This window comes from Prosthecobacter vanneervenii, from assembly GCF_014203095.1.
Classification (GTDB): domain Bacteria; phylum Verrucomicrobiota; class Verrucomicrobiia; order Verrucomicrobiales; family Verrucomicrobiaceae; genus Prosthecobacter; species Prosthecobacter vanneervenii.
Genome location: NZ_JACHIG010000003.1, coordinates 110,661 through 137,198 on the forward strand (window position 1 = coordinate 110,661; position 26,538 = coordinate 137,198).

At 58.3% G+C, this 26,538-nt stretch carries 21 protein-coding genes; 10 read left to right on the forward strand and 11 right to left on the reverse strand.

What is annotated here, in order from left to right; all coding sequences use genetic code 11:
* Positions 1-84: 84 nt before the first annotated feature.
* A complete protein-coding gene (locus HNQ65_RS08445) occupies positions 85-465 on the reverse strand; it encodes a DUF3307 domain-containing protein (protein WP_184339083.1) in 381 nt (126 codons plus the stop codon).
* An 88-nt stretch (positions 466-553) separates the two neighbouring features.
* Positions 554-1,009, reverse strand: a complete 456-nt coding sequence (locus tag HNQ65_RS08450) for a Crp/Fnr family transcriptional regulator (RefSeq protein ID WP_184339084.1) — start codon at positions 1,007-1,009, stop codon at positions 554-556.
* Positions 1,010-1,283: 274 nt separating this feature from the next.
* Between HNQ65_RS08450 and HNQ65_RS08455 the strand changes: the two genes are divergently transcribed.
* Genes HNQ65_RS08455 through HNQ65_RS08465 form a run of 3 tightly spaced genes read left to right on the forward strand, consistent with a single transcriptional unit; the run spans position 1,284 to position 4,054 of the window.
* The gene (locus tag HNQ65_RS08455) at positions 1,284-1,769 is read left to right on the forward strand and encodes a TQO small subunit DoxD (protein WP_184339085.1); all 486 of its coding nucleotides are present in this window, start codon (positions 1,284-1,286) and stop codon (positions 1,767-1,769) included.
* 51 nt (positions 1,770-1,820) lie between these two features.
* Entirely contained in the window at positions 1,821-3,281 is a 1,461-nt protein-coding gene (locus HNQ65_RS08460) for a Gfo/Idh/MocA family protein (RefSeq protein ID WP_184339086.1), read from the forward strand.
* Between the two features lie 50 nt (positions 3,282-3,331).
* A complete protein-coding gene (locus HNQ65_RS08465; RefSeq protein ID WP_184339087.1) occupies positions 3,332-4,054 on the forward strand; it encodes a discoidin domain-containing protein in 723 nt (240 codons plus the stop codon).
* Between the two features lie 120 nt (positions 4,055-4,174).
* On the opposite strand, the gene HNQ65_RS08470 is transcribed toward HNQ65_RS08465, so the two are convergent.
* Positions 4,175-4,546 (reverse strand): YkvA family protein, encoded by a 372-nt coding sequence (locus HNQ65_RS08470; protein WP_184339088.1) that lies wholly within the window; start codon positions 4,544-4,546, stop codon positions 4,175-4,177.
* 119 nt (positions 4,547-4,665) lie between these two features.
* Between HNQ65_RS08470 and mtnB the strand changes: the two genes are divergently transcribed.
* The 5 genes from mtnB (at position 4,666) to HNQ65_RS08495 (ending at position 8,154) form a co-directional block, all read left to right on the forward strand.
* Positions 4,666-5,328, forward strand: a complete 663-nt coding sequence (mtnB, locus tag HNQ65_RS08475; protein ID WP_184339089.1) for a methylthioribulose 1-phosphate dehydratase — start codon at positions 4,666-4,668, stop codon at positions 5,326-5,328.
* Between the two features lie 17 nt (positions 5,329-5,345).
* Positions 5,346-5,939, forward strand: a complete 594-nt coding sequence (locus HNQ65_RS08480; RefSeq protein ID WP_184339090.1) for a 1,2-dihydroxy-3-keto-5-methylthiopentene dioxygenase — start codon at positions 5,346-5,348, stop codon at positions 5,937-5,939.
* Positions 5,936-6,622 (forward strand): acireductone synthase, encoded by a 687-nt coding sequence (gene mtnC / locus HNQ65_RS08485; protein WP_184339091.1) that lies wholly within the window; start codon positions 5,936-5,938, stop codon positions 6,620-6,622. Before HNQ65_RS08480 ends, mtnC begins: the two co-directional genes overlap by 4 nt.
* A complete protein-coding gene (mtnA, locus tag HNQ65_RS08490; protein ID WP_184339092.1) occupies positions 6,619-7,713 on the forward strand; it encodes an S-methyl-5-thioribose-1-phosphate isomerase in 1,095 nt (364 codons plus the stop codon). The genes mtnC and mtnA overlap by 4 nt, the downstream gene beginning before the upstream one ends.
* An 81-nt stretch (positions 7,714-7,794) precedes the next feature.
* A complete protein-coding gene (locus tag HNQ65_RS08495) occupies positions 7,795-8,154 on the forward strand; it encodes a hypothetical protein (RefSeq protein WP_184339093.1) in 360 nt (119 codons plus the stop codon).
* Between the two features lie 941 nt (positions 8,155-9,095).
* Here HNQ65_RS08495 and HNQ65_RS08500 read toward each other — a convergent pair.
* The 5 genes from HNQ65_RS08500 to rpsO form a co-directional block, all read right to left on the reverse strand.
* On the reverse strand, positions 9,096-10,529 hold the full coding sequence (locus HNQ65_RS08500; protein ID WP_184339094.1) for a Gfo/Idh/MocA family protein: 1,434 nt from the start codon (positions 10,527-10,529) through the stop codon (positions 9,096-9,098).
* A 92-nt stretch (positions 10,530-10,621) separates the two neighbouring features.
* Entirely contained in the window at positions 10,622-11,044 is a 423-nt protein-coding gene (locus tag HNQ65_RS08505) for an NINE protein (RefSeq protein WP_184339095.1), read from the reverse strand.
* A 211-nt stretch (positions 11,045-11,255) separates the two neighbouring features.
* Positions 11,256-11,930, reverse strand: coding sequence for a hypothetical protein (locus HNQ65_RS08510; protein ID WP_184339096.1), 675 nt, complete (start codon positions 11,928-11,930; stop codon positions 11,256-11,258).
* Positions 11,931-12,046: 116 nt separating this feature from the next.
* Entirely contained in the window at positions 12,047-14,197 is a 2,151-nt protein-coding gene (locus tag HNQ65_RS08515; RefSeq protein ID WP_184339097.1) for a polyribonucleotide nucleotidyltransferase, read from the reverse strand.
* A 182-nt stretch (positions 14,198-14,379) separates the two neighbouring features.
* Positions 14,380-14,640: a 30S ribosomal protein S15 gene (gene rpsO / locus HNQ65_RS08520; protein ID WP_184339098.1), complete on the reverse strand. Its 261-nt coding sequence runs from the start codon at positions 14,638-14,640 to the stop codon at positions 14,380-14,382.
* A 298-nt stretch (positions 14,641-14,938) separates the two neighbouring features.
* Here rpsO and leuB point away from each other — a divergent pair, with 298 nt between their 5' ends.
* Complete coding sequence (leuB, locus tag HNQ65_RS08525; protein WP_184339099.1) at positions 14,939-16,045, forward strand: 3-isopropylmalate dehydrogenase; 1,107 nt, start codon at positions 14,939-14,941, stop codon at positions 16,043-16,045.
* An 86-nt stretch (positions 16,046-16,131) separates the two neighbouring features.
* Here the strand turns inward: leuB and HNQ65_RS08530 are convergent, their stop codons facing one another.
* Positions 16,132-17,088 carry a D-2-hydroxyacid dehydrogenase gene (locus tag HNQ65_RS08530; protein WP_184339100.1) on the reverse strand — a complete coding sequence of 319 codons (957 nt, stop codon included), beginning with the start codon at positions 17,086-17,088 and terminating at the stop codon, positions 16,132-16,134.
* Between the two features lie 141 nt (positions 17,089-17,229).
* Between HNQ65_RS08530 and HNQ65_RS08535 the strand changes: the two genes are divergently transcribed.
* Complete coding sequence (locus HNQ65_RS08535; protein ID WP_184339101.1) at positions 17,230-18,030, forward strand: ThuA domain-containing protein; 801 nt, start codon at positions 17,230-17,232, stop codon at positions 18,028-18,030.
* Between the two features lie 5 nt (positions 18,031-18,035).
* Here HNQ65_RS08535 and HNQ65_RS08540 read toward each other — a convergent pair whose 3' ends face one another.
* Both HNQ65_RS08540 and HNQ65_RS08545 read right to left on the reverse strand, forming a co-directional pair.
* On the reverse strand, positions 18,036-22,991 hold the full coding sequence (locus HNQ65_RS08540) for a PAS domain S-box protein (RefSeq protein ID WP_184339102.1): 4,956 nt from the start codon (positions 22,989-22,991) through the stop codon (positions 18,036-18,038).
* A 268-nt stretch (positions 22,992-23,259) separates the two neighbouring features.
* Entirely contained in the window at positions 23,260-26,490 is a 3,231-nt protein-coding gene (locus HNQ65_RS08545) for a PAS domain S-box protein (RefSeq protein WP_184339103.1), read from the reverse strand.
* Positions 26,491-26,538: the final 48 nt, after the last annotated feature.

Consider the following 26,538-nt stretch of genomic DNA (forward strand, 5'->3'; position numbering starts at 1 on the left):
AGAATCGCAGTTACAAGTTTAAGGTTTCAAGTTTCAAGTGGTATCGCCGCGCAGGCAAAACTTGGAACTTTTAACTTTAAACTTTTAACTCCCGTAGAGCATCGCGGCGATGACGTAGGCGATCTTGCAGATGAAGTGCAGCGCCTGGTCCTGGACGAAGGTGGTCCTGTTTTCGCATTTGGCGAAATCGATGATCCAGTGGAGGACGAACTCGATGAGGCCGAGATAGAAGCAGCCGGTGATGGCCCAGACGGCTGCCGCGTGGATGAGGCAATGGGCGGTCATGCACCAAGGCCAGATCTGCACGGGGCGGGAGGGGTCCTGCAGCTTGTAGAGAAGGTGGCGGTTTTTGCAGATGGATAAAAATTCCCCCTGCAAGGGGTAGTCCATCACCGCGTGACCTGCAAAGAGGAGGAAAATGACCTGGAAGGCTTCCAGCGTGGTGTGCGGAGGGAATGGCAGCATGCCGGACATAAGACAATCTCCCATGATTGAGGCGGACTGCAAAGCACGAATTGATTTCGCGCCAAACAATCCGCCCTCCGGCCTTAGATCAGGCGCTGTAGAAAGCGGCAATCTTCTCGTTCACAGCACGGAGGCGGTGGGAGATGGTGCGGCCGACACCGATGAGCAGCCAGGCAGCGGCGCGGGGGTACTCATTGATGTAGCTTTCCAGGGTCTGGCCGTCGATGCGCCAGACCTGGGAGAATTCCACTGCGGTGACACTGGCGCTGGCGACATTGGGGTCGAGGAGATTGATCTCGCCGATGGTCTCGCCCTTCTGGATGGAGCCGAGGAGCACCTTGTGACCGCCGCGCATGGCGGTGGCGTGGAACTTGCCGGAAACGACGAAGAAGAGGCTGTTTTGCTGCTGGCCTTCCTCAATGAGGTGCTGGCCCGGCTGAACCGGCAGGAATTCGCCGTAGCCGCTGAGGATGTCACGATCTTCGTCACCGAGGGGTTCGAGGATCCCTTGGGCAGGCAGTTGGGGAGTCGAGAGAGAACTCATGAGGGTATTAAGGTAAAATGAATTAAAGGTGCTTTTTTAAGCGGAGATGCCCGCAATGGCAAGCACGGTGAACAAGTCGGGCAAGAAAGGGCTGGCAGGCTGAAAAAAGTCACAGATTTGACGCATTCAGCGTGTTTAGGCGGGAAAAAAGCCCAAGAATGTTGTTCGCAAATGCGAAGTATGTGCGTTCTAAATTTTGCTGGATTTCCAGGGGCATCGGTTCAAAATCGCCGCCTCTCACAAACCAGCTAACCAGCCCACCCCGACCCCATCCATGTCTGACTCCTCCTCTTCCAAATGCTGCGGCAGCCTCAGTTACGATTTCGCCCATCTTCTGCTCCGCCTTTGGGTCGGCATGCGCCTTTTCATGGCCGGCCTGGACAAGTTCCGCTGGGGCAATGGAGCCGACACCACCTTCAGCATCGCCAACTACACGGACAAGAAGGGACCACCGATCGCCAAGCTGATGAGCACCAACAGCTTCATGCCTGAGTGGGCCTGCAACGCCTTTGCCAGCACGATCGGTTACATCCTCATCCCCGTGGGCATCTGGGTGGCGATCGGCATCATGACGGAGTTTGGCCTGCTGGCCGCCGGTCTGGTGTTTCTGTCTCTGGGCTTTGGCCTGGCCGCCCTGCCGGACGACACGGAAGTGGTGAGCAACATCGGTCTTTCCATCCTTATCGTGGCCGCCGCACTGGTGACCTCGAAGGCGAAGAGCCTCTCCCTCGACGGCATCCTTGCCCGCAAGAAGGCATAATGACGACATTGTGTCGTAAATGGCAGTGAAACTACACGCCTGACTGCACCTATGAATTCTCAGCCCCTTCCCTCCTCCCCCGCGCCGCTGTCCCGCTTCATGGACCGCCGCGGCTTCCTCCGCACCAGCGCCCTGACCAGCAGCGGCATCTACCTTGCCACGAGCAAGGGAGCGATCGCCCAGCAGAGCGCCCCCGGCCGCACAATCAAGTGCGCGCTCGTCGGCTGCGGTGCCCAGGGCAATGCCCTGCGCGTGGCCTCCAAAGACGTGCCAGGCATCCAGTGGGTCGCGATGTGCGACATCTGGAAATTCTCCATCGCCAAGACCCGTGGCGGCTTCCTTGGTGAAAACAAGCACCAGGTGGAAGGCCAGATCAACATCTACGAAGACATCAACGAGATGCTCGACAAAGAGCCCTCGATCGAGGCCGTCTTCATTGCCACGCCGGACTTCCTGCATGCGCCATACTCCCGGATCTGCCTGGAGAAGGGCAAGAACGTGTACTGCGAGAAGATGATGAGCAACACGCTGGAAGGCGCACGCGACATGGTGCGCGCCGGCAAGGCGAACCCCGGCATTTTCCAGATCGGGCACCAGCGCCACTCGAACCCGCGCTACCTGAACCTGCGTGACAACGTGATCAAGCCAGGCAAAATGCTGGGCCGGATCACCCACGCGTATGCGCAGTGGAATCGTGGTGTGTCCGGCAGCGCTCCTCAGGGTGCGGTGAAGGGCTATGACATCCCACAAGAGCTGCTGACGAAGCATGGCTACGGCAGCATCGAGGAATTCCGCAACTGGCGCTTCTTCAAGAAGTATGGTGGCGGCCCGCTTTCCGACCTGGGAGCGCACCAGATCGACATGTTCAACTGGATGTATGAGTCCACGCCGGTCTCGGTCATCGCCTCCGGCGGTGTGGACTACTTTGACGGCTCAGAAGGCCGTCCGAAGTTTGAGCTTCCGGACAACATGATGTGCATTTATGAGTTCAAGACCCCGGCAGGAGCGCTGCGCGCCTACTACCAGGTGCTGACCACGACCGGCTCCCAGGGTGCGTATGAAAAGCACATGGGCATCGGCGGCACGGCCATCATTTCCGAGCTGGACACCAACGGCAACCAGCTCTACGCCGAACCCGGCCAAGACTGGGAAGCCTACGCTCTGGGCGACAACCCGGCGATCGTGAAGGCTGCCGACAAGGCCAAGAACAAGTTCTGGGAACACCCGCGCGACTGGGAAAAGCCCAAGCCCCCGTCTTACGGCGCGGTGAGCGTGGCCGACGCCCGCGAGAGCAAGGCCCTGTCTCAGTGGGAACTGAACCGGAAGCTGAAGGTCAAGCCGCACACCCCGCATATCGCGAACTTCATTGAGGCTGTGCAGACCAAGAATCCGGCCCACCTGACCTGCAACGTGGAGGCAGCCTTCAAGTCCTGCGTCACCGTGCTCAAAGCCTATGAAGCCCAGGCACAGGGTGGAAAATACATCTTCAAACCTGAAGACTTCCAGGCCTGATCCCAAGCGAACAACACCCTGTGTCATCACAACCATCCCGCTACTCCCCCATGAAAAACACCCTCCACATCCTGACGGGCCTCACGCTCGCACTGACGCTTGCCTCCTGCGGCAAGAAAGAAGAAACTAAAGCCGGTGCCGCAGCCCCTGCAGCCGCCGCAGCACCCGCCGGTGACCTCGTCGAGATCAAGCTCGAGTTCCCGAAGCCCATGTTCATCGGCACTCCGGTGCCTGCTGAGCTGCCAAACCTGGAAAAGGCAGACCCCAGCAAGGTGGTGAAGTCCATCATGGTCCCGAAGGGCACCACGAACCTGGCCAAAGGCAAAAAGGTGACCAGCTCTGACGCGGCTCCGATCATTGGCGACCTGAACCTGGTGACCGACGGCGACGCCGACGGCGCTGACGGTTCCTTCGTGGAACTGATGCCCGGCAAGCAGTGGGTGCAGATCGACCTCGGCGAAGAGGCGAACATCTACAAGATCGCCATGTGGCACTACCACAAGCAGGCGCAGGCCTACATCGATGTGGTGGTGCAGGTGTCTGATGACCCTGAGTTCAAGAACGGTGTGACCACCCTTTGGAACTCCGACCATGATGACACTTCCGCCATGGGCAAGGGCAGCGACCCCGCCTACGTGGAAACCAACCACGGCCGCGTGGTGGACGCCAAGGGCACCAAGGCGCGCTACGTGCGCCTCTGGAGCAACGGCAACACCAGCAACGACATGAACCACTACTGCGAAGTGGAAGTGTTTGGCACGCCTGCCAAGTAATCTCAACGGGCCGCAGGTCCAATTCACAACCGCCGTGCAGGATGACTGCATGGCGGTTTTTTTGTGCTCGGAGAGCCCACCAAGCATTGCCAATCCGTCCGTAGTGCCGGGGAACCCGGTCTAAACATGGCCCCCTTTACCAGCTTTACCCCTAATGGCGCGCCATTCTTCATAGCGTTCGAGCTCGCGCTGGACGAGTTTGAGGCAAAAGGCGACCACGGTGGCGTCGTCGAGATAACCGACTCCGATGATGACGTCTGGGACTACATCGGCGGGATTGAGTACGTAGAGCAAGGCCAGGGAGATGGCGCTGATGGCCCAGTAGGGTATCTCGCGGTATGCTCCGGACCAGTAGTCTTTGACCATGCTGAGCATGATCTTGGCCTGCTCAAAGACCTGCTTGAGCCTGGGGAGCTTGTTTTCGATGTCCTGCGCGCGCTGTGTGACCTTGGCAATGTCGAGGTCGTGTTCGCCTTTCGGAGGTGTGCTCATGGCGAAAACGTAATCAGCGGTTCCAGGTAAGTCCAGTCGGCAAAGAGTGCAGCCAAATGTGCAAATTCTGCCACATCGCCATTATTGACACCTCACTTAAACGTCTGAATTTGAGATTAATGCCTACATCTCCAGACTCCCCCCTGACAAGACAAAAGGTAAACCTCCTGACACGTGAGCTTATCCAGTGCGGCAGGGACTTTCATCATCGGGGCTGGTCGCTGGGCACGAGCAGCAACTACAGCGTTGTGCTGGAGCGCGATCCGCTGAAGCTGCTCATGACGGGAAGTGGTTTTGACAAAGGTCAGCTACTACCAGAGCAGTTCGTCATAGTGGACGAACAAGCGCAGCTTTTGAGTCCGGGACCGCTCAAGCCCTCCGCCGAGGCTTTGCTGCACACGGAGCTGGCCAAGCATGGAGCAGGCGCTGTGCTGCACACCCACTCGGTGCCTGCCACCGTGCTGAGCGAGTATTTTGTCAGGCATGGCGGGCTACGCATTACTGGGTATGAGATGCTCAAGGGCCTATCCGGCATCCAGACGCATGAGGCGGAGGCGTGGATCGAGATCTACCCGAACACGCAGGACATTGCCTCTCTAGCGGCAGAGATCAACCAACGGCTGGGCGACCGATCTAATCCACTACGCCATGGGTTTCTGATGGCAGGTCATGGTCTTTACACCTGGGGGGAGAACATTGCGGCGGCACGGCGGCAGGTGGAGGTGCTGGAGTTTCTTTTCGAAGTCGTCACGCAGAAGCGGTTGCTCTTTGGGTCATTCTGAACGGCACTGAGGTCCTCATGGCCCACATCCGTATTCCTTCCGCAGACCGTGTCATTGATGACGCGGACAGCATCCGCCGTTTTTTGCTGCCCTATGGCATCCACTATGACCGCTGGGCAGTGGAGGGGCGGATAGACCGTGATGCGACGCAGGAGGAAATCCTGGCCGCCTACGCCCCGGAGGTGGAGGCGCTGAAGCAGAGGGGAGGCTACATCACCGCCGATGTGGTGAACGTGACGCCTGATGTGCCGAATCTGCAGGAGATGCTGAACAAGTTTAACCAGGAGCACCGCCATGCGGAGGATGAGGTGCGCTTTATCGTGAAAGGGCGCGGCATTTTTTACATCCATCCGGAGAACGGGGATGCGGTCTTTTCCATCGAGGTGGAGGAGGGAGATCTGATCAATGTGCCGGCCGGGACGAAGCACTGGTTTGACCTCTGCGCCGACCGGACGATCCGTGCGATCCGTCTCTTCAAAGAGAAAGCTGGATGGACGCCGCTGTACACCGGTGATGCCATCGCGAGCGGCTACCAGCCGCTGTGTTTTGGGCCGAACTACATCGCCGCCAAGGGCATTCAGATTGAGCACGCAGTCTCCATCGCCGCATGATCACGTTTTCGGGCAGGATGATCCTGCTGGACATCGAGGGCACGGTGTCGCCGCTGGCGTTTGTGCATGAGGTGATGTTTCCGTATGCGCGAGAGCGAGCGGGAGCTTATCTGGCCGCGCACTGGGGCGCGGCTGTCATTGTGCAACTGGCGCAAGACGCGGGTGTAACGGCTTTTGCCACACCTGCCGAGACTGAGGCGGCCGTGCATCGGCTGATGGATGCGGATGCCAAAGTGAGCGGACTCAAGCAACTGCAGGGCCTGATCTGGGAAGAAGGCTTTAAAAACGGGGAGCTGTGCAGCAGCCTTTTTGACGATGTGCCGACGGCACTGCTGGAATGGCGGCGCATGGAGCTGGGCATACGCATTTATTCCTCAGGCAGCGTGCATGCACAGAGGCTCTTTTTTGCGCATACGCAGAGCGGCGACCTGACTGTGCACTTGTCCGGCTACTACGACACGACCACGGGGTTCAAAAAAGAGAGCACCAGCTACACCACCATCGCGGCAGACTGCGGGCTGACACCTGAGCGCATTCTTTTTGTGAGTGATGTGGTGGAGGAATTGAATGCGGCGAGAAATGCGGGCATGCTGACCGCACTGGCCGTACGCCCCGGCAACAAGCCAGCACCGCCCAACGATCATCCAGCCATCACCAGCCTTTCTGAAATCGCCCTCGCATGAAAATTCACGGCCAGCTCCGACGCTCGATTGAAGCGGATCATTCCAAGCAAACCGCGCAGATCATTGACCAGACACTGCTGCCGCACCACGTGGAGTGGCGGGAGCTGAGCACGCTGGAAGATGCGGCGGAAGCGATCAAGGTGATGCGTGTGCGCGGTGCGCCGCTGATCGGGGCCACGGCGGCGTATGGGATGTTTTTTGGCCTGCGGGCCGATGCAAGCGATGCGGGACTGCACCAGGCGTATGATGTGCTGCATGCCACCCGGCCCACAGCGGTGAATCTGCGCTGGGCGCTGGACCGGATGAAGCGTACGGTGGAACCGCTGAGCCCGGAGAAGCGTGCCGAGGCCGCTTGGGAGGAGGCGCTGGCGATCTGCGAGGAGGATGTGAAGACGAACCACGCCATCGGCAGACATGCGCTGGAGCTGTTTCGTGAGATTCAGGCCAGGAAGAGCGATCCAGATGCGCCGCTGAATGTGATGACGCACTGCAACGCCGGGTGGCTGGCGACAGTGGACTGGGGCACGGCGATCTCGCCCATCTATCAGGCGCATGATGCGGGCCTGAAGGTGCATGTGTGGGTGAGTGAAACGCGGCCGCGCGGCCAGGGGGCCTCCCTGACGGCCTTTGAGCTGAAGGAGCATGGCGTTCCATACACACTGATCGTGGATAACAACGCCGGGCACCTGCTGCAACGCGGGCTGGTGGATGTGGTGATCGTGGGCACGGACCGGGTGACGGCGCATGGCGATGTGGCGAACAAGATCGGCACCTACCTGAAGGCGCTGGCGGCGAAAGCGCATGATGTGCCGTTTTATGTGGCCACACCGGTGAGCACGATCGACTGGACGATCGCCGACGGCGTGCGGGACATCCCCATCGAGCAACGCAGCAGCCGGGAGGTGACGCATATGCCAGGGCTGACTGATCAGGGAAATCGGGAGGAAGTGCTGATAACACCTGAGGGCACTCAGGCACGGAATGACGGCTTTGATGTGACACCGGCCGCGCTGGTGACCGCGCTGGTGACGGAGCATGGGGCCTACCCTGCCACGGCTGCTGCGCTGCAAGAACTGCAGGCCAAACTATGACACGAATGCGGCAGTGAAGGAGGCCTGATTGTCAGGAATGTGGCTTGTGAGTCGTGGCGGGCATGCGAACGTTTTTAACGTATGAAAATCAAACCACTCATCCTGATGGGACTGCTCGCGAGCGGCCTAGCCGCCTGCAAGAAGACTCCGGAAACCACCAAAGCCGCCGAAGACCGGACGAAAGCTGCGGAGGCTGTGAAAGAGGCTGTCAAATCCAACACGGAAGCGGCAGCCAAGGAACTGGAGGCTGCCAAGGAGGCTGCGGAAAAGAAGGCGGCAGAGATGAAAGCTGCGGCTGAAAAGGAAGCGGCTGTGCTGAAGCAGGCTGCTGAGAAGAAAGCTGCAGAAGCAGCGAAGGCGGTGGAGGAAGCAGCACGCAAGGCCAAGGAGGCGCTGAGTCCGACGCCTGCGCCTCCAGCAGCTCCTGGGCTGCCTAAATGAGGAGCGCCAGAGCGGAGACATAAACGAGAGTGCCTGGAGTAATCCTGGCGCTCTTTTTTGGCGCGATGCCGCAGCCGTTTCTGATCAAGCGATGGTTACCAGCGAGAGAGTCATGGGCTCCACCTGCTGGGGCTAGCGGATGTGCGCGGGCGCTGGATGATGCGGGAGGCTTGGCTTTGTGGAGGCGCGGGAACGTTGGACGATATGGGAGCGTAAGGGATCGGGACGATCCCTCTCCGCCAGAGGCTTCGCCGCAACGACGGAGGGGGATCATCTTGATCCCCCCACCTGAAGCGTATTCACGGATGTGCGATAGCGTCGGGCGTTGCGGGAGGCTTGGCTTTGTGGAGGCGCGGGAACGCTGGGCATTGCGTGTGCGTGAGGGATCGGGACGATCCCTCTCCGCCGGAGGCTTCGCCGCAACGACGGAGGGGGATCATCTTGATCCCCCCACCTGAAGCGTATTCACGGATGTGCGATAGCGTTGGGCGTTGAGGGAGGCTTGGCTTTGTGGAGGCGCGGGAACGTTGGACGATATGGGAGCGTAAGGGATCGGGACGATCCCTCTCCGCCAGAGCGGCGGCAGGCCGCATGGGATGGTGGCTTCACCCCATAAGACCCATTTTCAGCTGAGTGCGGGTATAACCTTCTCCCAGACTGAGATCAAGATGATCTCCCTGATGACGGATCAAGACACGCGGTGTGTTGAATCGGTGCGCGAAGGATTCAGGAAAGAAGAAGGCCTTGGGAAGCGCGCACCGCACAGAGGACTGTGCGGACCACTATGCGCCAGCCTTCGGCTGCGAGATCCACACGATCCCGCCAGGCTATAAAATCATTTAAAATTTTATACCCCTACCTTTAACGAGACATTGCATGAATCAAGGGGCCGAGAATGGCGGGCTGAGAACAGCCCGCCCCACCTGGCACCGGGCTGCGGATTACACCTGCTGCGGCACCTCGTAGCCCTGGCGGTATTTGCGGGTGAGCAGCGCGAGGGCTTCGGGAGTGGCGGTGTCGCCGATGAAGGTTTCTTTGGCGACATCGAGCTCCAGCATGGGGCCCATCTTGATGTCGAGTGTGGAGGCATCGAGCTCGTTTTTGACGAGGTGGGCGTGGAAGTCGGCAATGACGTCGTTCCAGGGCTGGAAGCCTTTGACGGCGGCCTCGGCCTGCTCGCGGTTGTACTTCTGACCGAGGCGGAAGGAGGTATTAGCCAGATGGCACCAGGCGCTGGAGAAGTGGATTTTTTCCACCTCGCCTTTGAGGTCTGCGGATTTACGGCTGCGGATGGCGTCGATGAAATTGGCGGCGTGGGTTTTGCCACCGTCGCCTTTGAAGGTGTGGAGCTTTTTGCCTTCGGAATCGAAGGCGGTGCCACCGCCGCGGCTGCCGGTATAGTAGCCGCCCTCGCACTCGATGATGAGGAAAGCGCCTGTGCGACGGCGCAGGTAAACGTCTGGCGCTTTGATGCCCTTCTGGCGGGGCAGGTTGTGGAAATCGACGATCACCGGGATGTCTCCGGTGTCCATGTAGGCGAAGTGGGTGTTGGGCGTCTCGCCGGCGTCATTCCAGCCGAAACGTCCGCCGCCAGCGATGACGCGCTTGGGCAGGGCGACTTTGTCGCGGAAGACGACGTTGCGGAGGTCATCGAGAATATGGGGGCCCCAGTTGCCCATCTCGCCATTGCCGGTGTTCCAGTTCCAGTGCCAGTCGTAGTGGAATTTCTCGCGGTAGATGGGCTCATCCTGGGCCGGGCCAAGCCAGATGTCGTAGTTGACGGTGGGAGGCGGGGTGAGAGGCTCTGTGCGTTTGCCGATGGAGGAGCGCATGCTGTAGTGATTGCAGCGCACGTATTTGATTTTTCCCATGGTGCCAGCATCGAGGAAGGCTTTGATCTCATCCTGCAGGGGATCGCTGCGCTGCTGGGTACCGCCCTGGACGATGCGGTTGTACTTACGTGCGGCCTCAACGAGCTTGCGGCCTTCCCAGATGTTGTGGGAGACGGGCTTTTCCACGTAAACATCTTTGCCTGCCTGCATGGCCCAGATGGAGGCGAGCACGTGCCAGTGATTGCCGGTGGAGACGACGACAGCGTCGATGCTTTTGTCTTCCATGACCTTGCGAAGGTCCTGGGTGGTCTTGGCATTGGGGAAGGTCTTTTTGGCTTTGTCGAGAGCGGCGGTGTCGGGATCGCAGAGGTAGGCGATCTCCACGCCGGGGACTTTGGCCATGCGTCCTGCGTTTCCAAGCCCCTGGCCGCCGAGGCCGATGGAGGCGATGCGGATGGTTTCATTGGCGCCGAGCACGCGGCTGGCGGACAAGGCCGTGAATGCGAGGGCAGACTGTGTGATGAAGGAGCGACGTGAGGTCATGGCTGGGATAAGCAGAAAAACGGAATTTAACCTGAACGAATCCCCTCATGCAACTCCTACGCTTAATCCCAGCAGGCAACGATCAGACTTGATCAAGCGGCGGAAGCCTGACGCCCAGCCGCATTGAGATTGCTGATCTGAGTGTTGAGGGTGCAGAAGTCGTAAATGATGCCGATGAGGAGGCCGCCGCCGGTGAAGAGGTAGAGGAGGCCGGTGCCCCATTTGCCCATGTAGAAGCGGTGCACACCAAAGACGCCGAGGAAAGTGAGGAAGATCCAGGCGAGGGAGTATTCGAGATGACCGGGCACAAAGCGGCGGTCGGCCTCGCGGTCCATGCCTGGAATGAGGAACAAGTCCACGATCCAGCCGACGAGGAAGAGGCCGCCGGTGAGGAACCAGAGGATGCCGGTCTTGGGCTTGCCAAAGTAGAAACGGTGCGCCCCCGTGAAGCCAAAGATCCAGAGGAGGTAGCCGACAAACTTGTTGTGCGTGGATGGCAGGGTGATGTTGTTCATGACGGCCTCATCATCATGCCACGAACGCGGCGCGCGATTGCAAGATTGCTCCATTTTCGCAATCGGGAGGTGCTGGTGTCTGCCACTGGGATGAGCAGCAATCCGGCAGCGGCTGCGGCAGACAGTAATGCGCGGCAGGCAAGCCAGAATTCGACGCCGAGCACAGGTGCGTGTACTCAACAGACGATGCAGACAGGTCGTAAGCGAATGGTTATTTGTCTGCCTTGGGCTTTATCTCGATGTCAAAGTCGTCCGAAGCGGTCTTAACGCGCAGCATTTCGCGTTTCATTTCGAGCAACTCCTCTTCGACGGCCTGCATGTGCTTTTCATCTTTGGCCAAAACACGGTCTTTGTTCTGCTTGTACCATTCCTTCCACTGCACGATGGCCACTTTGCGCTGCTCTGGATCCTGCGTGAATTTTTCTTCGGTCATGCCAAACGACTGCTTTGAGGCTTTGGGAAGGATGTGACAGATGATGCCTTCCAACGCCGTCCGTGATTCAGGCGGATAGCGGTCGAGGTTCTCAAGCAGCGCCATGCAGGCGGGCAGTGTGTATTTCAAACCAATGCCATTTGCCCACTTCCAGTAGGGCCGGTCCAGCAGCACTCCTGCGGCGAAGAGTTCGGGATCGCCAGATCGGGCGAATGATTCTGCGTAATTTTCCAAATCCTTGCGCACCGATGGTGTGATGGCATGTCCAATACTGTTCGCTATTTCATCGGTATATTTATACAAGCTCCTTTCGTCAAACTTCCCAGTTACGATCATTTCACGCGCCGCAAACACTTTGCTGCGGATCTGATACTTTTGGAATGCAGTGCCGTACAGCCAGTAACCGAGCGCCAACAGAACAGCTGCGGCAAAAACTTTGAACAGGAGTTTCATGGGATTGTTTGATTCCCCGGCATGCTGAGCCAGATCGCAATGCCTGACTACAAAAAAAGAGGCCGCTTTGCAGCGGCCTCTTCGTGGGGTGATTTGAGATCTGGAAGCGTTGAAGCTTAAGCAGCAGGGGTTGCAGCGCCTTCGGCTTCGGCCTTGGCGGCGGCGTCCTTTTCCTTCATAGCGGCCTTGCGGCTCATCTTGATGCGGCCTTTGTCGTCGATGCCAATGCACTTGGCGGTGACGACATCGCCGGTCTTGACGACGTCTTCGGTCTTGTTGACGCGGAAGTCGGCAAGTTCGCTGATGTGGATGAGGCCGTCCTTCTTGCCGCCGAGGTTCATGAAGGCACCGAAGTTGGTGGTGCTAACGACGCGACCGGTGTAGGTCTTGCCGACTTCGATTTCCTGGGAGGTGCCGCTGATCATTTCGACCGCGCGCTCGATGCCTTCCTTGCGGCTGGCATAGACGTAAACGGTGCCGTCGTCCTCGATGCTGATCTCAGCGCCGGACTCGGCCTGGATGGCCTTGATGTTCTTGCCGCCAGGGCCGATGAGCTCGCCGATCTTGTCGGGGTTGATCTTGATGATCTCGATGCGCGGGGCATAGGGGCTGAGGGGCTTCACTTCAGCGATGGCCTGGGCCATGGCGGAGAGCACCTGGGTGCGGCCTTCCTTGGCCTTGACGATGGCTTCTTCGAGGATGCTCAGAGGGATGCCGGGGAGCTTGAGGTCAAGCTGGTAGCCGGTGACGCCTTCGGAGGTGCCGCAAAGCTTGAAGTCCATGTCGCCGAAGTGGTCTTCGCTGCCGATGATGTCGAGCATGGTGAGATAGCGCTTCATGTTGTCGCCTTCGAACTCGGTGACGAGGCCGACGCTGATGCCACCGACAGGGCGCTTGATCGGCACGCCTGCATCGAGGAGGGCCATGACGCCGGAGCACACGGAGGCCATGGAGGTGGAGCCATTGGACTCCATGACTTCACTGCTGACGCGGATGGCGTAGGGGAAGGTTTCCTTCGGCGGGATGACCGGCTCGATGGAGCGCTCTGCGAGGGCGCCGTGGCCGATTTCGCGACGGTTCTGACCACCGAAGCGGCCGGTCTCACCGACGGAGAACGGAGGGAAGTTGTAGTGAAGGATGAAGCGCTTGGTGTCCGGGCCACCAGCGTAGGTGTCCATTTCCTGGGCTTCGTCTGCCGGGGCGAGGGTGGCGATGGAAAGAGCCATCGTTTCGCCACGGGTGAAGCTGGCGGAGCCGTGAGTGCGGGGAAGCACGGAGGCTTCGCCGGAAAGCGGACGGAGCTGGTCGATACCACGGCCGTCGCAACGGTTCTTCTTGTCGAGGATGGAGATGCGGAAGGCTTTCTTCTGGAGGTAGTCGAAGGCCTGGCTGATTTCGAAGCCGGTGGCTTCAGGGAACTTGGCCTTGATGGCGGCTTCCACTTCATCCTTGAGAGCGCCGACGGCTTTGCCACGGGCGACTTTGGAGGGGGTGTAGAGAGCGCTTTCGATGCGGTCGCCAGCGACGGCGTAGGCGATTTCGAGGAGCTCGTCCTTCACCAGCATGAGGGGGACTTCGCGCTTGGTCTTGCCGGCGAGCTTGGTGAGCTCTTCCTGGGCGGCGACGATCTTGGTGACTTCGTTCTGGGCGAAGTGGAGGGCTTTGACGAACTCGGCTTCAGGGAGCTCGTTGGCGGCGCCTTCGATCATGATGACGTCGGTCTTGTTGCCGACGTAAACGAGGTCGAGGTCGCTATCAAGACGCTGGCTCTGAGTGGGATTGATGACGAACTCGCCATTGATGCGGCCGATACGGACGGCACCGACGGGGCCCGCGAAGGGAATGTCGGACACGCAAAGAGCGGCGGAAGCGCCGTTCATGGCGCAGATGTCCGGATCGTTCTCACCGTCAGCGCTGAGCAGGATGGCGACGACCTGGGTGTCGTAGTAGTAGCCTTTCGGGAAGAGCGGACGCAGAGGGCGGTCCGTCATACGGCAGGTGAGGATTTCCTTTTCCGTGGGGCGGCCTTCGCGCTTGAAGTAACCGCCGGGGAAACGGCCTGCTGCGGAGGCCTTTTCCTTGTACTCAACGGAGAGGGGGAAGAAGTCCTGGCCGTCTTTGACCTTGGTGGCGGAGACAGCGGTAACGAGGACGATGGTGTCGCCGAGACGGACGGTGACGGCACCGTCAGCGAGCTTGGCAAACTTGCCGGTTTCGATTTCGAGGGTTCCAGCACCGAGCTGGATTTTCTGTGTATGGATGGCCATAGGTTGGCTTGTGTTGTGTGTTTGGTTTGGGTGAAAGGCAAAGTACAGGCTTCAGCCTGCTGGGCGGTGTGCTTCAGATGCACAAACATGCACAATGATCATCGGTCATGCCGACATGCATGTGGAAAGCCTGAAAACGGAAAAAGGGTGATGCTTGCGGCATCACCCTCATGAAATTCCGATTAGCGGCGGAGGCTGAGGCTCTTGAGCAGCTTCTGGTAGCGCTCGTTGGCAGTCAGCTTGAGGTAGTCAAGCAGCTTGCGACGACGTGCAACCATCTGGAGGAGGCCGCGACGTGTGGAGTGATCCTTCTCATGCTTGGCAAGGTGCTGCGTGAGTTCGTTGATCCGCTTCGTCAGGAGAGCCACCTGGACGTCGGCGCTGCCGGTGTCTTTTTCGTGGATCTTGAAGGAGGTGGAATCGATGGTGGTGGCTTCGCTCATGGTTCTTTAAAAATGACCGGACAACTTGTCAGGCGGTGTGTGATTTTGGGATGTGGGGCTGCGAAGGAACCATAAAGCCTCCTTTTGGCAAGGAGAAGTTTAGTCGAGTTTTGGCTGGGGAAACTTAGGAGTTATTAACAATCCCAGGCCTTATTGACAGTGTTTTTGTTGGGAACGGCCAGTGAAGGGAGATGGGGCAAGCCAGTGCTCGAATTTCCACAATTCAGCCAGGGGTGTTTTTCGGCCACTTGCCAGCGAGGGGATTCGCATGCACTGAGAGCGCCCCTTCCACATCATTATGTCACGCAAGTACACCCTCGCAGTCCTCCCCGGAGATGGCATCGGCCCTGAAGTCATGGCCGAGGCGCTCAAAGTTCTCGACGCCGTCGCCGCCCGCTCTGGCATAGAGTTTACCTACAACCATCAGCTCGTGGGTGGTGCAGCGATCGACGCCGTGGGCAAGGCCCTGCCTGCCGAAACCGTGGCCGCCTGTGAGGCCAGCGACGCCATCCTGTTTGGCTCCGTGGGTGGCCCGAAGTGGGAAAAGCTGCCCCCGAACGAGCAGCCTGAGCGCGGAGCGCTGCTGCCCCTGCGCAAGCATTTTGGCCTCTTTGCCAACCTGCGTCCCGGCATCTGCTACCCTGCCCTGACCTCCTCCTCCCCGATCCGCCCGGATCTTGTGGAAGGCGGCTTTGACGTGCTGTGTGTGCGTGAACTGACCGGTGGCATGTACTTTGGCCAGCCGAAGAGCCGTACGACGCTGCCAGATGGCGACATCGAGGTGATCGACACGATGGTTTATAAGAAAAGCGAGATCGTGCGGATCGCGCACGTGGCGTTCAAGGCCGCGCAGCTGCGCCGCAAGCACGTGACCAGCGTGGACAAGGCGAATGTGCTGACCAACTCCGTGCTGTGGCGCGAGACGATGGTGGAAGTGGCCAAGGAATACCCGGATGTGACGCTGGCCCACCTCTATGTGGACAACGCCGCGATGCAGCTGATCAAAGCCCCACGCAGCTTTGACGTGCTGGTGACCGAGAACCTTTTTGGCGACATCCTCAGTGATGAGATGGCGATGATCGCGGGCTCTCTGGGCATGCTAGCCAGCGCCAGCCTGGGCAAGCCGAAGGGCGACGGCCTTTACTTTGGCCTCTTCGAGCCTTCCGGTGGCACGGCTCCGGACATTGCCGGCATGGGCATTGCCAACCCCATCGCGCAGATCCTGTCCTCCGCCCTGCTGCTGCGCTTTGCGCTGGGTCTGGAGAAGGAAGCTGCGAGCATTGAGTCTGCGGTGAAGAAGGTGATCGACGACGGTCTGCGCACCGGAGACATCTTCAGCGGCGCCCCTGGCACGCGGAAGGTGAACACGAAGGAGATCGGCGAGGCGGTGATTGCTGCGCTGTAAGCCAAGTCGTTTCACGATTAACAAAAACGCACCGGCCGACATAACGTCGACGGTGCGTTTTTATTGAAGAGCGCGCAGAGACAGGTTCAGCCGTTCACTACATTCACAGGACTGCCTGCCAGGAAAGATTTCAGGTTGGCGGCGGTGATGTCGATGAGGCGGGAGCGTGATTCGCGGCTGGCCCAGGCGACGTGGGGGGTGATGAGGCAGTTTTTGGCGGTGAGGAGCGGATTGTCGGCCTTGGCGGGCTCGACCGAAAGGACATCGAGTCCGGCTCCAGCGATGCGGCCTTCGTTGAGGGCTTTTGCCAGCGCGGGCTCATCGACGAGGGGACCACGACCGGTATTAATGATCATGGCGGTGGGCTTCATGAGGCCGAGTGTGCGTTCGCCGACGAGGTGCTTGGTGGCGTCTGTGAGCGGGCAGTGGAGGGTGATAACATCGGACTGGCGGAAGATGTCGTCGATTTCCGCAGGAGTGACACCCGCAGGGGGAGGCTCTTTCCAAGTACGCTTGGAGGCGAGGACTTTCATGCCGAAGGCGACGGCGATGCGCGCAACGGCGCTACCGATTTCGCCATAGCCGATGATGCCAAGGGTGCGGCCAGAGAGTTCGATGATGGGGTGATCCCAGTAAGCAAAATCGGGGCATTTCACCCAGCCGCCGTCTGCGACGCTCTGTGCCGCATGGCCGACGTGGTTGGTCATTTCCAACAAGAGCGCGATGACGTGCTGCGCGACAGCGGGCGTGCTGTAGCCAGGCACATTGGTGACGACAATGCCACGTTCTTTTGCGGCGGCGACATCGACGATATTGAAGCCGGTGGCGGTGACGCCGATGTATTTGAGCTCTGGCAAAGCGGCGATGATTTCGCGAGTGAGCGGGGCTTTGTTGGTGATGACGATCTCGGCGCCGGCACAGCGGGCAACGGTTTGATCCAAGGGGGTGCGTGGGTGCACGTCGCAAGCGGCGATGGCTTCAAGGGGTTGCCAGGAGAGGTCGCCAGGATTGGCGGTGTGGGCGTCGAGGAGAACGATTTTCATGAAGAGGCATCCTATGCCGACGATTTGGAGGGGCTCCACTCAAATTCTGCGCCGATGAGAGTCCCGAAAGCAGGAGAAGAATCATGCAAGACAGGGCTGGTTTTTCACGCATACTGCCCGCCCACAACCCATCCCACCCACATGCGTCCCCTGCTCGTTTCCTTGCTTTCCCTCGCCTGCCTGTTTGCTGTCGCGGCCACCAATGAACCGGCGAAGCCGATCAAGGTGCTCATGATCACCGGCGGGTGCTGCCATGACTATGAAAACCAGAAGCTGATTCTGAGCGAGGGGCTGAGCGCACGGGCGAATGTGGAATTTACGATCGTGCATGAGGAAGGGCCAGAGGGAAAGAAGGACAAGACGCACAAGATCTCAATCTATGAGAAGGAAAACTGGGCAGACGGGTATGATGTGATCCTGCACAACGAATGCTTTGGAGCGGTGGAGGATGTGGCGTTTGTGGAGAGGATCGCCAAGGCGCACTACAATGGAGTGCCGGCAGTGATGCTGCACTGCTCCACGCACAGCTACCGTGCCGCCAAGACGGATGAATGGCGCAAATGCCTGGGCCAGACCTCGATGAGCCACGAGAAGAACCGTGACCTGCTGGTGAAGAACATCGCGGCCGAGCACCCGGTGATGAAGGGATTCCCCGCAGAGTGGCTGGACGCCAAGGATGAGCTCTACAAGAACGAAAAGCTGTGGGAGCACTTTGTCCCGCTGGCGAAGGCCTACGGTGAGGACACCAAGAAAGACCACAATGTGATCTGGGTGAACGAGTATGGCAAGGCCAAGGTCTTTGGCACCACGCTGGGCCACGGGAATGAAACCATGCAGGCCCCAGTTTATCTCGACCTGGTGGCGCGCGGGCTGCTGTGGGCCTGCGGCAAGCTGGGCGAGGACGGCAAGCCTCTGCCGGGATATGAAGCCAAGCAGAAGTAAGCCGGCTAGGACTTCAGCACCCGAGCAAGGGTTTTGAGCAGGGTTTCGCCAGAGTAGGGCTTGGGGATAAACTCCTTCACGCCCAATTCGGCGGCTTTTGCCAGCATTTCCTTACTGCCCAGGCCGCTAGCCGCGATGATGCGCACTGCAGGGTTCACACGCTTGAGCACCTGAATGGTGGCCAGGCCATCCATGACAGGCATCATCATGTCTGTAAGCACCACGGCTATCTCTGCCTGATGCACATTGAAGATGGTGGATGCCTCGACGCCGTCTGCAGCCTGGAGAACGCGGTAACCAAACGCCTCCAAAGTCTGCAGCAGGATCTCACGGACGGAATCCTCGTCGTCAACGACCAGAACGAGCTCGCCATTTCCTTGTGGTATTTCCACCTCAGCAGGGGCAGCGTCATGGGCGGCTGCATCGTTGTTTGCGGGAAGGTAAATCTGGAATTTGGTGCCTTTACCGACCTGGCTCTGCACGCGCAAAAAGCCCTGGTGCCCTTTGATGATAGCCAGTGAGGTGGAAAGCCCCAGGCCAGTGCCTTTTCCGAGTTCCTTGGTGGTGAAGAAGGGCTCAAAAATGCGCTCAAGCACATCGGGGGACATGCCTGCCCCGCTGTCTTCAACCTCGATCATAACGTGCGGACCGAGCCTGGCCTCGGTGTCTGAGAGCCGGACCTGATCATCGAGCATGATATTGCTGGCGGACAGCCTGAGCCAACCGCCGCCGGGCATGGCATCACGGGCATTGACGCAGAGATTGAGCAGGACCTGATGCAACTGGGTAGGATCTCCCTGAACGGCCCAGAGATCCTGCGGAATGCGGCTCTGCACCTGGATATTTTTGAGGAAGGTCTCGTTTGCGATTTTCTCAATTTCCCTGAGAAGGCGCGCCACTTTCACCTCGATCTGGCGGCCCTCCACGCCACGGGCGAATGACAACACCTGCTGCACCATGTCGGCGCCGCGCCTGGCGCTGCCTTCGATGGAGGAGAGAATCTCCAGACGTTTTGCATTGGTCTCCTGCAATTTCAGGATCTCAATCGACATCATGATTGGAGTGAGCACGTTGTTCAGATCGTGCGCGATGCCGCCAGCAAGAGTGCCGATGCTCTCCATGCGCTGGGAACGCAGAAGCTGTGCCTCCACCTGCTTGCTCTCTGTGATGTCTTCTGCCGTTCCGACGATGCGCAGTACGTTTCCATGGGAGTCGCGCACAGGAAATGCACGATCATGGATCCAGCGGAGGCTGCCGTCCGGACGCAGGATGCGGAAGCGCTCATCGTATTCGCCACGGGTGCGCTTAAGAGAAGCGGCGCGGGCAACTCGCTCGCGATCATCTGGGTGAACCGCCTCCTGCCAGCTATGGGGATCGGCATAGAGACTGGCGCAAGTGCGGTGCCAGATGGTTTCATAAGCCGGGCTGACGTAGATCATTTCGCCACCCTCGGGGTCAGTCATCCAGAAGACCTCCTCAATCGTTTCCGCAAACTGGCGAAAACGTTTTTCACTTTCACGCAAGGACGTCTCAGCCTGCCTGCGTTCAACGCTTTCCAGAGCGAGGGAGACGAGATTTGACATCGCCAGCGCGAAGGTTTTTTCATCCGCAGTCCATTCCCGCGGCGTGCGAACGTGCTCCATGCACAGCACGCCGGTGCGAACACCACCGACCACAATCGGCACATCAAGCATGGAGCGAATACCATGGGGAGTGAGATAGCCGTCAGCAAAGCAGCGTGTGCTCGGGTCCGTGAGGACGTCGTCGGCAATGATCATCTCGGTGTCCGCCAGCGCACTGAAGTATGCCGGATAGTCTTTGGAGGAAAGCTCATCTCCGGAGGAATGACGCCCCTCCTCCCACTCAAAGAGATCGACACAGCGAAGGGAGGAGCGGTCACCGTTATAGCGCCAGATGCTCACCCGTGAAACACTCAATGTGAGAGCAGCCCCCTCGGCGATTTTGCGCAAGAGCAGGAGGGCGTCTTCCGCCTCTCTGCCGAGATGGCGGGTGAGCTCAATGAGAGTCTTGCGCTGCCTGATGAAACGTTTGTCCGCCTCCCGCAGCTCCGCCTCCCGTCGACTGACTCCAAGGGCAAAGCCAATATCTGCCGCAAGGTCGTTGAGCAGGGACATTTCATCCGCGTCAAAGAACTCGGCGGTGGAGGCATAGAGATTGAAGACACCGACGATTTTGTCTCCAATCTTCAGCGGCAGCGCGGCCATGGAAAGATAGTTGTGACGCAGAGCATCCTTTCGCCAGCTGATGGTCAACTCATCATGCGCAATGTCGTTGCAGATCGAGGTTTCGCCCACCTGCAGAGCATGCTGCGTAAAAGCACAGGCAGGACAAGAAGCGTCCGATGAGCTGATCATGGACTCAAGCCGGTGGAGGATTTCGTCAGAAGCACCGAAGTGGGCAGCTATCTGCAACCGGCCAGTCTCAGCATCGACCAGTCCGATCCAGGCCATGCCAAAGAAGCCTTTTTCGACGGCGATCGTGCATGAAGCCGTGAGCAGGGTCTCGGCGCTTTTCTCCCGAACAATGGTCTCATTGATGCCGCTGAGGACGGCATAAAGACGATTGAGCTGCTGAATGCGCAGCTCCGCCCTCTTGCGTTCAGAGATGTCCTGGATCTGGGAAACGAAGAAGCCCGGAACGCCCTCCTCATCATCCACCATGGCAACACTCAAGTGCACCCATACCACCGCACCACTTTTGTGGATATAGCGCTTTTCCATCTGGTAGCTCTGGATCTCGTGCCGGGGCATTTTTTGAACATTGGCCACGTCAAGATCGAGATCATCCTGATGCGTGATGTCCTGGAATGACAAGGCAAGGAGCTCTGAGTCAGCGTAGCCGACGATCTCGCAGAGACCACGATTTACTCGCAGGAAGCGGCCGTCAGGGGCGACGATAGCCTTGCCGATGGGAGCGTTTTCAAATGCAGCGGCAAAGGTGGCCTCGCTTTCTCTCAAAGCTTCGTCGGCACGCTTGCGCTCCGTGATATCCTGGACGGTGCCAAAACAGCGTACTGACCTGTCTTTTTCGTCGTATTGTATCTCCACTTTGACCATCACATGAGCGATCTGGCCGTCAGCGCGAAGAGCGCGATACTCAAAGGGTGCGATGACCACGCCGGGGCGAGCATTCATCAACTGAGCGAGGTAGGCGTCATGCCCTGCACGATCATCCGGATGAACCATGGCCAGCAGCTTTTCATAACTGAGGACCACTGACTGCGGCGGCAGGCCAAAGATCCGATAGAGCTCGTCAGACCATTTAATACTACCATCAGAGGTCCAATACTCCCAACTGCCAATGTGACTGATGCTCTGAGCACGGCCAAGATCTGCGCTGACCTTGGCCAGTTCGGCCTCCGTGCGTTTGCGCTCAGTGATGTCCACAAATGTGATGACGGCATGGGGCTCGCCCTGAAATTCAATCGTCTCCAGGCTCGCCATGACTTGAGCCCCCCCCCCATGGCGATTGCGCAAAACGAGTTCCATGTCACGCACAGAGCGACTTTTCTCCGAGGCCAGACTTAGAGCCGAGGCGGCAACGTCATCAAGAACGGACAATTCAACCAGCGTGTGGCCGAGGGCCTCATCGCGCGCCCATCCCAGCAGTGCGGCAAATGCCTCATTGACCTCCACGAGCAGCTGATCGCGCATGCGTGCAATGATCAGCGCCACAGGCGTGCTTCGAAAAGCCTGAATGAGGCGGGTCTCCCCCTCGCGCAGAAGCTCCTGAGCCAGTTTGCGTGCAGTAATGTCCTCTGTGAAAAAGATGAGACCACCGATGGAGCCATCCGCCTGGCGCCAAGGTTGAATCTCCCAGCGGATCCAGTCTATTCTGCCATCACTCCGAGTGAATGCCTCTTCGTCACATTTCATGACCTCTCCAGACAGGCAGCGCTGATGAATGGTCTTCCAATGCGGGGGGACTTCAGGGAAAACATTGTAATGCCTGCGCCCCACCACAGACTCCTCGCCCAAGCGGTAGTCCTGAATCCAGCGGCGACTGACGACAAGATACCGCAGATCACAATCCAGCATGGCGATGGCTGCAGGGCTGTGTTCCGCATACAGACGCAACTGCTCCTCACTCACCCTCAAAGCATGAGTGCGCTTTTGGACCTGGCCGCGCAGGACCCAGCTCCAGCCGATGAGCAAAACAACGAGAGCGCCCGCGATCATGGCCCAATAGCCGAGACGGCGAAGCTGCCTGCTGCTGACCAGAGTCTGGCCAAACCAGTGGCGCTCGATACGAGATATCTCGGTTTTTTGCAGCTCCGCAAAACCTTTTTCGACCAGCTGGAGGAGCGCTATGTTTCCCTTGCGAACCGCACGGTGGAACTGCCCCTGGCTGATGGGCTGAGACATCCTAAAATCGGACTCCAGCCCATATTTGTGCAGGAAGTAAAGCACGGGAGGGGCATCGGCGACAAAGACATTCACCTTGCGCTCCTGGGCGGCGGTGATGACAGCCTCGTAATTGTTGTACAACTGCAGAGGAGCGATCCCTGCTTTTTGAAGCAGCTGAACATCTGCATCTCCCTTCTTGGCAGCGACGGGGAAGCCTTTCAGGGAGGCCAGATCATTAATGCCCGAGATGGTCGTGCGAAAAAAGATGGGGACTTTGATCGTGGCGTATGGCTTTGAGAAATCCAGCCAGGCAGCACGATCTGGCGTCGAAAAAACAGTGTCCAGCACATCGAATTCACCGGCTTTCATCCGCTCCTGGGCCATTCCCCAGTCCATGCCGTGAATCTCGGCCTGAATGCCAGTCTTCTTTTCCCATGCCCGCCACAGATCCACGGTGATTCCCTGCAAATTTCCTGCAGCATCACGAAAAATGTACGGGGGATAGTTATCGTCTGAAGCGATGGTGATTTTTTGCCGTGACGAAGGCTGCTGACCCAGAGCCGTAGAGCGGAAAGCCCCACTAAGCAGAACCATGGCGGTCAAACAAACGGAGAAGCCTGAGGCGCAGCGAATCCACTCACGTGACATCTTAGAACCGTTCTGCGCGGTCCGCCGGTGTGTGCAAGGAGTATCCAGCATAGCAACATGAGTAATGATCTCTGCCATGTGTCGGCTATTTCATGGAGTGCAACTTGCGTTCATTTGATTGAGCAGTTTACGCACCTGAATCCAACCTTCTAACGCTTTGATACTGAGAGGCTTTGTCTTTTCCAGCCGTTTAGGCCGCGATCAAAATAAATGCTTAGCACCTGCCAGCGGCATGTAAAATTTCATCTATAGTCTTGAGCAAAGTTTCAGCCGTGTAGGGCTTGGGCAGGAAGTTTTTCACACCGGCGGATGCCGCTTTTTCCTCCATGCCTTCTGCGTTCATGCCACTGGCGGCTACGATGCAAATCTGCGGGTTCATGCGCATGAGCACCTGGATCGTAGCGGGGCCATCCATGACGGGCATCATCATGTCTGTAAGCACCATGGCGATTTCGTCCCGCCGAGATGAATATATAGTCACAGCCTCGGCCCCATTTGCGGCAAGCAGAACCCGGTAGCCAAAGGTTTCCAAAGTCTGCTTGGTGATCTGCTGAACAGCCGCCTCATCATCCACCACGAGGATGAGTTCTCCGCTGCCGCGAGGCAGTTCTGCATGAGCAGTCTGAGCTTCACTCACAGGTGCCGACATATGGGCGGGCAGATAAACGTGGAATCTGGTGCCCTTGCCGACCTCGCTTTCGACGCGCATGAAGCCATGATGGCTTTTGACAATGGCCAGGACAGACGACAGGCCAAGCCCTGTGCCCTTGCCGATATCCTTGGTGGTGTAAAAAGGTTCGAAAATGCGCTCCATGACCTCTGGAGGCATTCCGGAGCCATTGTCCTCCACCATGATGTGAATGTATGGTCCGGGGCATGCGCCTGGAGTCATGGCGGCGCACTGCTCATCCATCATGCTATTCTGGGCAGAGATCAGCAGAGAGCCACCGCCGGGCATGGCATCGCGCGCATTGACGCAGAGATTAAGCAGCACCTGATGAATTTGCGTGGGATCTCCCTGAACAAGCCAAAGGCCCGATGCAATGTCGCTGCGGACGGAGATGGTTTTGAGGAAAGTCTCATCCGCTATTTTTTCAATTTCCTTGATGAGGTGCCCCACCTGCACCGCGAGCTGCCGCCCTTCGACGCCCCTGGCAAAAGAAAGCACCTGCTTTACGAGGTCTGCGCCGCGTTGGGCACTGCTTTCGATGGTTTCCAGAATGCCCTGCTTCTGCTGGCTTTTCTCCTGAAGTTTGAGCAGTTCGATGGACATCACAATAGGAGCCAGCACATTATTCAGGTCATGCGCAATGCCGCCCGCCAAAGTGCCGATACTCTCCATGCGCTGCGCACGCAGGAACTGCTGCTCAAGCTGTTTGCGCTCAGTAATATCCGTATTAATTGAGAGAATGGATTTGGGGCGGCCATTTGTGTCTCTGATGAGGGTCCACCGGGACTCCACCACCACAGCGCGGCCGCTTTTATCATGCTGGATGAGTTCGCCAGCCCACTCCCCATGCTCTTCCAGCGCTTTTACGACGATCAAGAACTGCGCGGAGTCACGGTTGAGCAACTCACGCTGTGAATGATTCAGCGCTTCATTCATCTTCCAGCCATAGAGCCGTTCGGCACTGCGGTTCCAGTACAAGATGCCAAAATTCTCCGGGGCGCAGACGATGATGGCGTCCTGTGCCTTGTCCAGGAGAGAAGCCTGCTCGCGAATCTTTTCCTCGGCTAATTTTCGCTGCGTGATGTCACGCATGATGCACTGGAGATGGCCGTTTGGAAGAACTGTGGCGCTGACCTCAGCGAGGAAGTGGGATCCGTCTTTTCGGCGGCAGGTCCACTCGCTGCGCATGACCTCGCCCTCGGAAAGCCGAGAAACCTCGTGGAGAATGCGCTGCGTTTCGCCATGGGCCACGACACCAACGAATCCCATCCTCAGGAGTTCTTCACGTGGGAAGCCCAGCAGCTGGCATGCCGCCGCATTCACCTCCAGAAGTGCGCCTGAGGTGTCTGTCACCAAGATGCCGTCTGAGGCAGACTCTATCAGGGTGCGAAATTTAGCCTCGCTGGCTCGCAGCGTCATTTCAGCCTGTTTACGCCTGGTGATGTCTTCGGAAAAAATGATGATGCCGCCGATCGCGCCGTCCGCCAGATGCCAGGGCCTGATCTCCCAGCGTATCCAGTCGGTGCTACCATCCAAGCGAACAAACTTTTCATCGTCACACTTTTCCACGGCTCCGGCCAAACAACGGTGGTGAATTTCCACCCAATGCGGCGGGATCTCAGGAAACACATCGTAATGACTGCGGCCAATGATTGGCTCCGTGCCAAGGCGGTAGTCTTCCATCCATCGCAGACTGACCACGAGATACTTCATATCGCGGTCCAGCATGGCAATTGCCGCAGGGCTGTGCTTGACACTGAGGCGCAGCTGCTCCTCGCGCTCCTGCAACGCCTTTGTGCGGATCCTTACCTGTCCTGCGAGGATCCAGTTCCAGCTGAGAAGCAGAGTCACGAGAGAGACAAAGGCCAGAGCCGCATAGCCAAGACTGCGCAGGTAGGGGTGCTGATCCAACGTCTGGCCAAACCATTTTTTTTCGATTGCCGCCAGTTCTCTGGCTCCCACGTCATCAAATCCCTTTTCAACCAGCTTCAGAAGCTCGGGCCGCCCACGATGGACCGCGCGATGAAACTCACCAAGGCTTACCGCATCCGTCATTCTAAACTCGGAGCTAATGCCCATTTTTTGGAGAAAATACTGCGCCGGGGTCTTGTCCACGACGAACACATTGACCTTGTTTTCGTAGGCGGCGGTGATGAGCGCCTCGTGGTTGTTATACAACATCATTGGAGTGATGTTGTTCTCCTGAAGAAGCTTGACGACAGTGTCTCCCAGCCGGGCAGCCACAGGGAACCCACGCAGCGAAGGAATATCCTTCACCCCAGAAATCGAAGACCGGAAGAAAATGGGGGTTTCAATGGTGACGTATGGCCTGCCAAAATCCAGAAAAGCCGCGCGCTCGCTCGTTTTGACGATGGAGTCAATGACATCAAACTCGCCAGCTTTCATCCGGCGCACTGCTTCATTCATGTCCATTCCATGAATTTCAGCGGTGACGCCCGTCCTCTTTTCCCAAACCCTCCACTGATCGATGATGATTCCCTGAAGCGCCCCCTCTTCAGTCCTGAAGGCATACGGGGGGAAGTTGTCATCCACGACGATGCTGATTTTGCTCGGGGGAAGAGCGGCCGGCGCGGAAACATGTCCAAAGAGCGAGAGCCACAACAGGACTAACAGACCTTTGGCAAAAAGGGTCTGAAATCGGCCAAGCACCAAATCAGCCCGGCTTTTTATCGGTTTTACAAAGGATTGCATAGCCGGGAATCCAGCCGACGGCGAATGATATAACATACGCGAGTCTGCCATCACACGCTGCATTGATTTTGCGCACATGGAGGATGAACAGGTGGTTTGGCTGCCTGGTAA

What these genes read in the sequence shown, in the direction of transcription:
- HNQ65_RS08545 (WP_184339103.1), bottom strand. Translation starts at nt 26,490, where the DNA reads ATGCAGCGTGTGATGGCAGACTCGCGTATGTTATATCATTCGCCGTCG.
- HNQ65_RS08450 (WP_184339084.1), bottom strand. Translation starts at nt 1,009, where the DNA reads ATGAGTTCTCTCTCGACTCCCCAACTGCCTGCCCAAGGGATCCTCGAA.
- HNQ65_RS08505 (WP_184339095.1), bottom strand. Translation starts at nt 11,044, where the DNA reads ATGAACAACATCACCCTGCCATCCACGCACAACAAGTTTGTCGGCTAC.
- HNQ65_RS08480 (WP_184339090.1), top strand. Translation starts at nt 5,346, where the DNA reads ATGGCCCACATCCGTATTCCTTCCGCAGACCGTGTCATTGATGACGCG.
- leuB (WP_184339099.1), top strand. Translation starts at nt 14,939, where the DNA reads ATGTCACGCAAGTACACCCTCGCAGTCCTCCCCGGAGATGGCATCGGC.
- HNQ65_RS08540 (WP_184339102.1), bottom strand. Translation starts at nt 22,991, where the DNA reads ATGGTTCTGCTTAGTGGGGCTTTCCGCTCTACGGCTCTGGGTCAGCAG.
- mtnC (WP_184339091.1), top strand. Translation starts at nt 5,936, where the DNA reads ATGATCACGTTTTCGGGCAGGATGATCCTGCTGGACATCGAGGGCACG.
- HNQ65_RS08535 (WP_184339101.1), top strand. Translation starts at nt 17,230, where the DNA reads ATGCGTCCCCTGCTCGTTTCCTTGCTTTCCCTCGCCTGCCTGTTTGCT.
- mtnB (WP_184339089.1), top strand. Translation starts at nt 4,666, where the DNA reads ATGCCTACATCTCCAGACTCCCCCCTGACAAGACAAAAGGTAAACCTC.
- HNQ65_RS08495 (WP_184339093.1), top strand. Translation starts at nt 7,795, where the DNA reads ATGAAAATCAAACCACTCATCCTGATGGGACTGCTCGCGAGCGGCCTA.
- HNQ65_RS08515 (WP_184339097.1), bottom strand. Translation starts at nt 14,197, where the DNA reads ATGGCCATCCATACACAGAAAATCCAGCTCGGTGCTGGAACCCTCGAA.
- HNQ65_RS08465 (WP_184339087.1), top strand. Translation starts at nt 3,332, where the DNA reads ATGAAAAACACCCTCCACATCCTGACGGGCCTCACGCTCGCACTGACG.
- HNQ65_RS08455 (WP_184339085.1), top strand. Translation starts at nt 1,284, where the DNA reads ATGTCTGACTCCTCCTCTTCCAAATGCTGCGGCAGCCTCAGTTACGAT.
- HNQ65_RS08470 (WP_184339088.1), bottom strand. Translation starts at nt 4,546, where the DNA reads ATGAGCACACCTCCGAAAGGCGAACACGACCTCGACATTGCCAAGGTC.
- HNQ65_RS08460 (WP_184339086.1), top strand. Translation starts at nt 1,821, where the DNA reads ATGAATTCTCAGCCCCTTCCCTCCTCCCCCGCGCCGCTGTCCCGCTTC.
- rpsO (WP_184339098.1), bottom strand. Translation starts at nt 14,640, where the DNA reads ATGAGCGAAGCCACCACCATCGATTCCACCTCCTTCAAGATCCACGAA.
- HNQ65_RS08530 (WP_184339100.1), bottom strand. Translation starts at nt 17,088, where the DNA reads ATGAAAATCGTTCTCCTCGACGCCCACACCGCCAATCCTGGCGACCTC.
- HNQ65_RS08510 (WP_184339096.1), bottom strand. Translation starts at nt 11,930, where the DNA reads ATGAAACTCCTGTTCAAAGTTTTTGCCGCAGCTGTTCTGTTGGCGCTC.
- mtnA (WP_184339092.1), top strand. Translation starts at nt 6,619, where the DNA reads ATGAAAATTCACGGCCAGCTCCGACGCTCGATTGAAGCGGATCATTCC.
- HNQ65_RS08500 (WP_184339094.1), bottom strand. Translation starts at nt 10,529, where the DNA reads ATGACCTCACGTCGCTCCTTCATCACACAGTCTGCCCTCGCATTCACG.
- HNQ65_RS08445 (WP_184339083.1), bottom strand. Translation starts at nt 465, where the DNA reads ATGCTGCCATTCCCTCCGCACACCACGCTGGAAGCCTTCCAGGTCATT.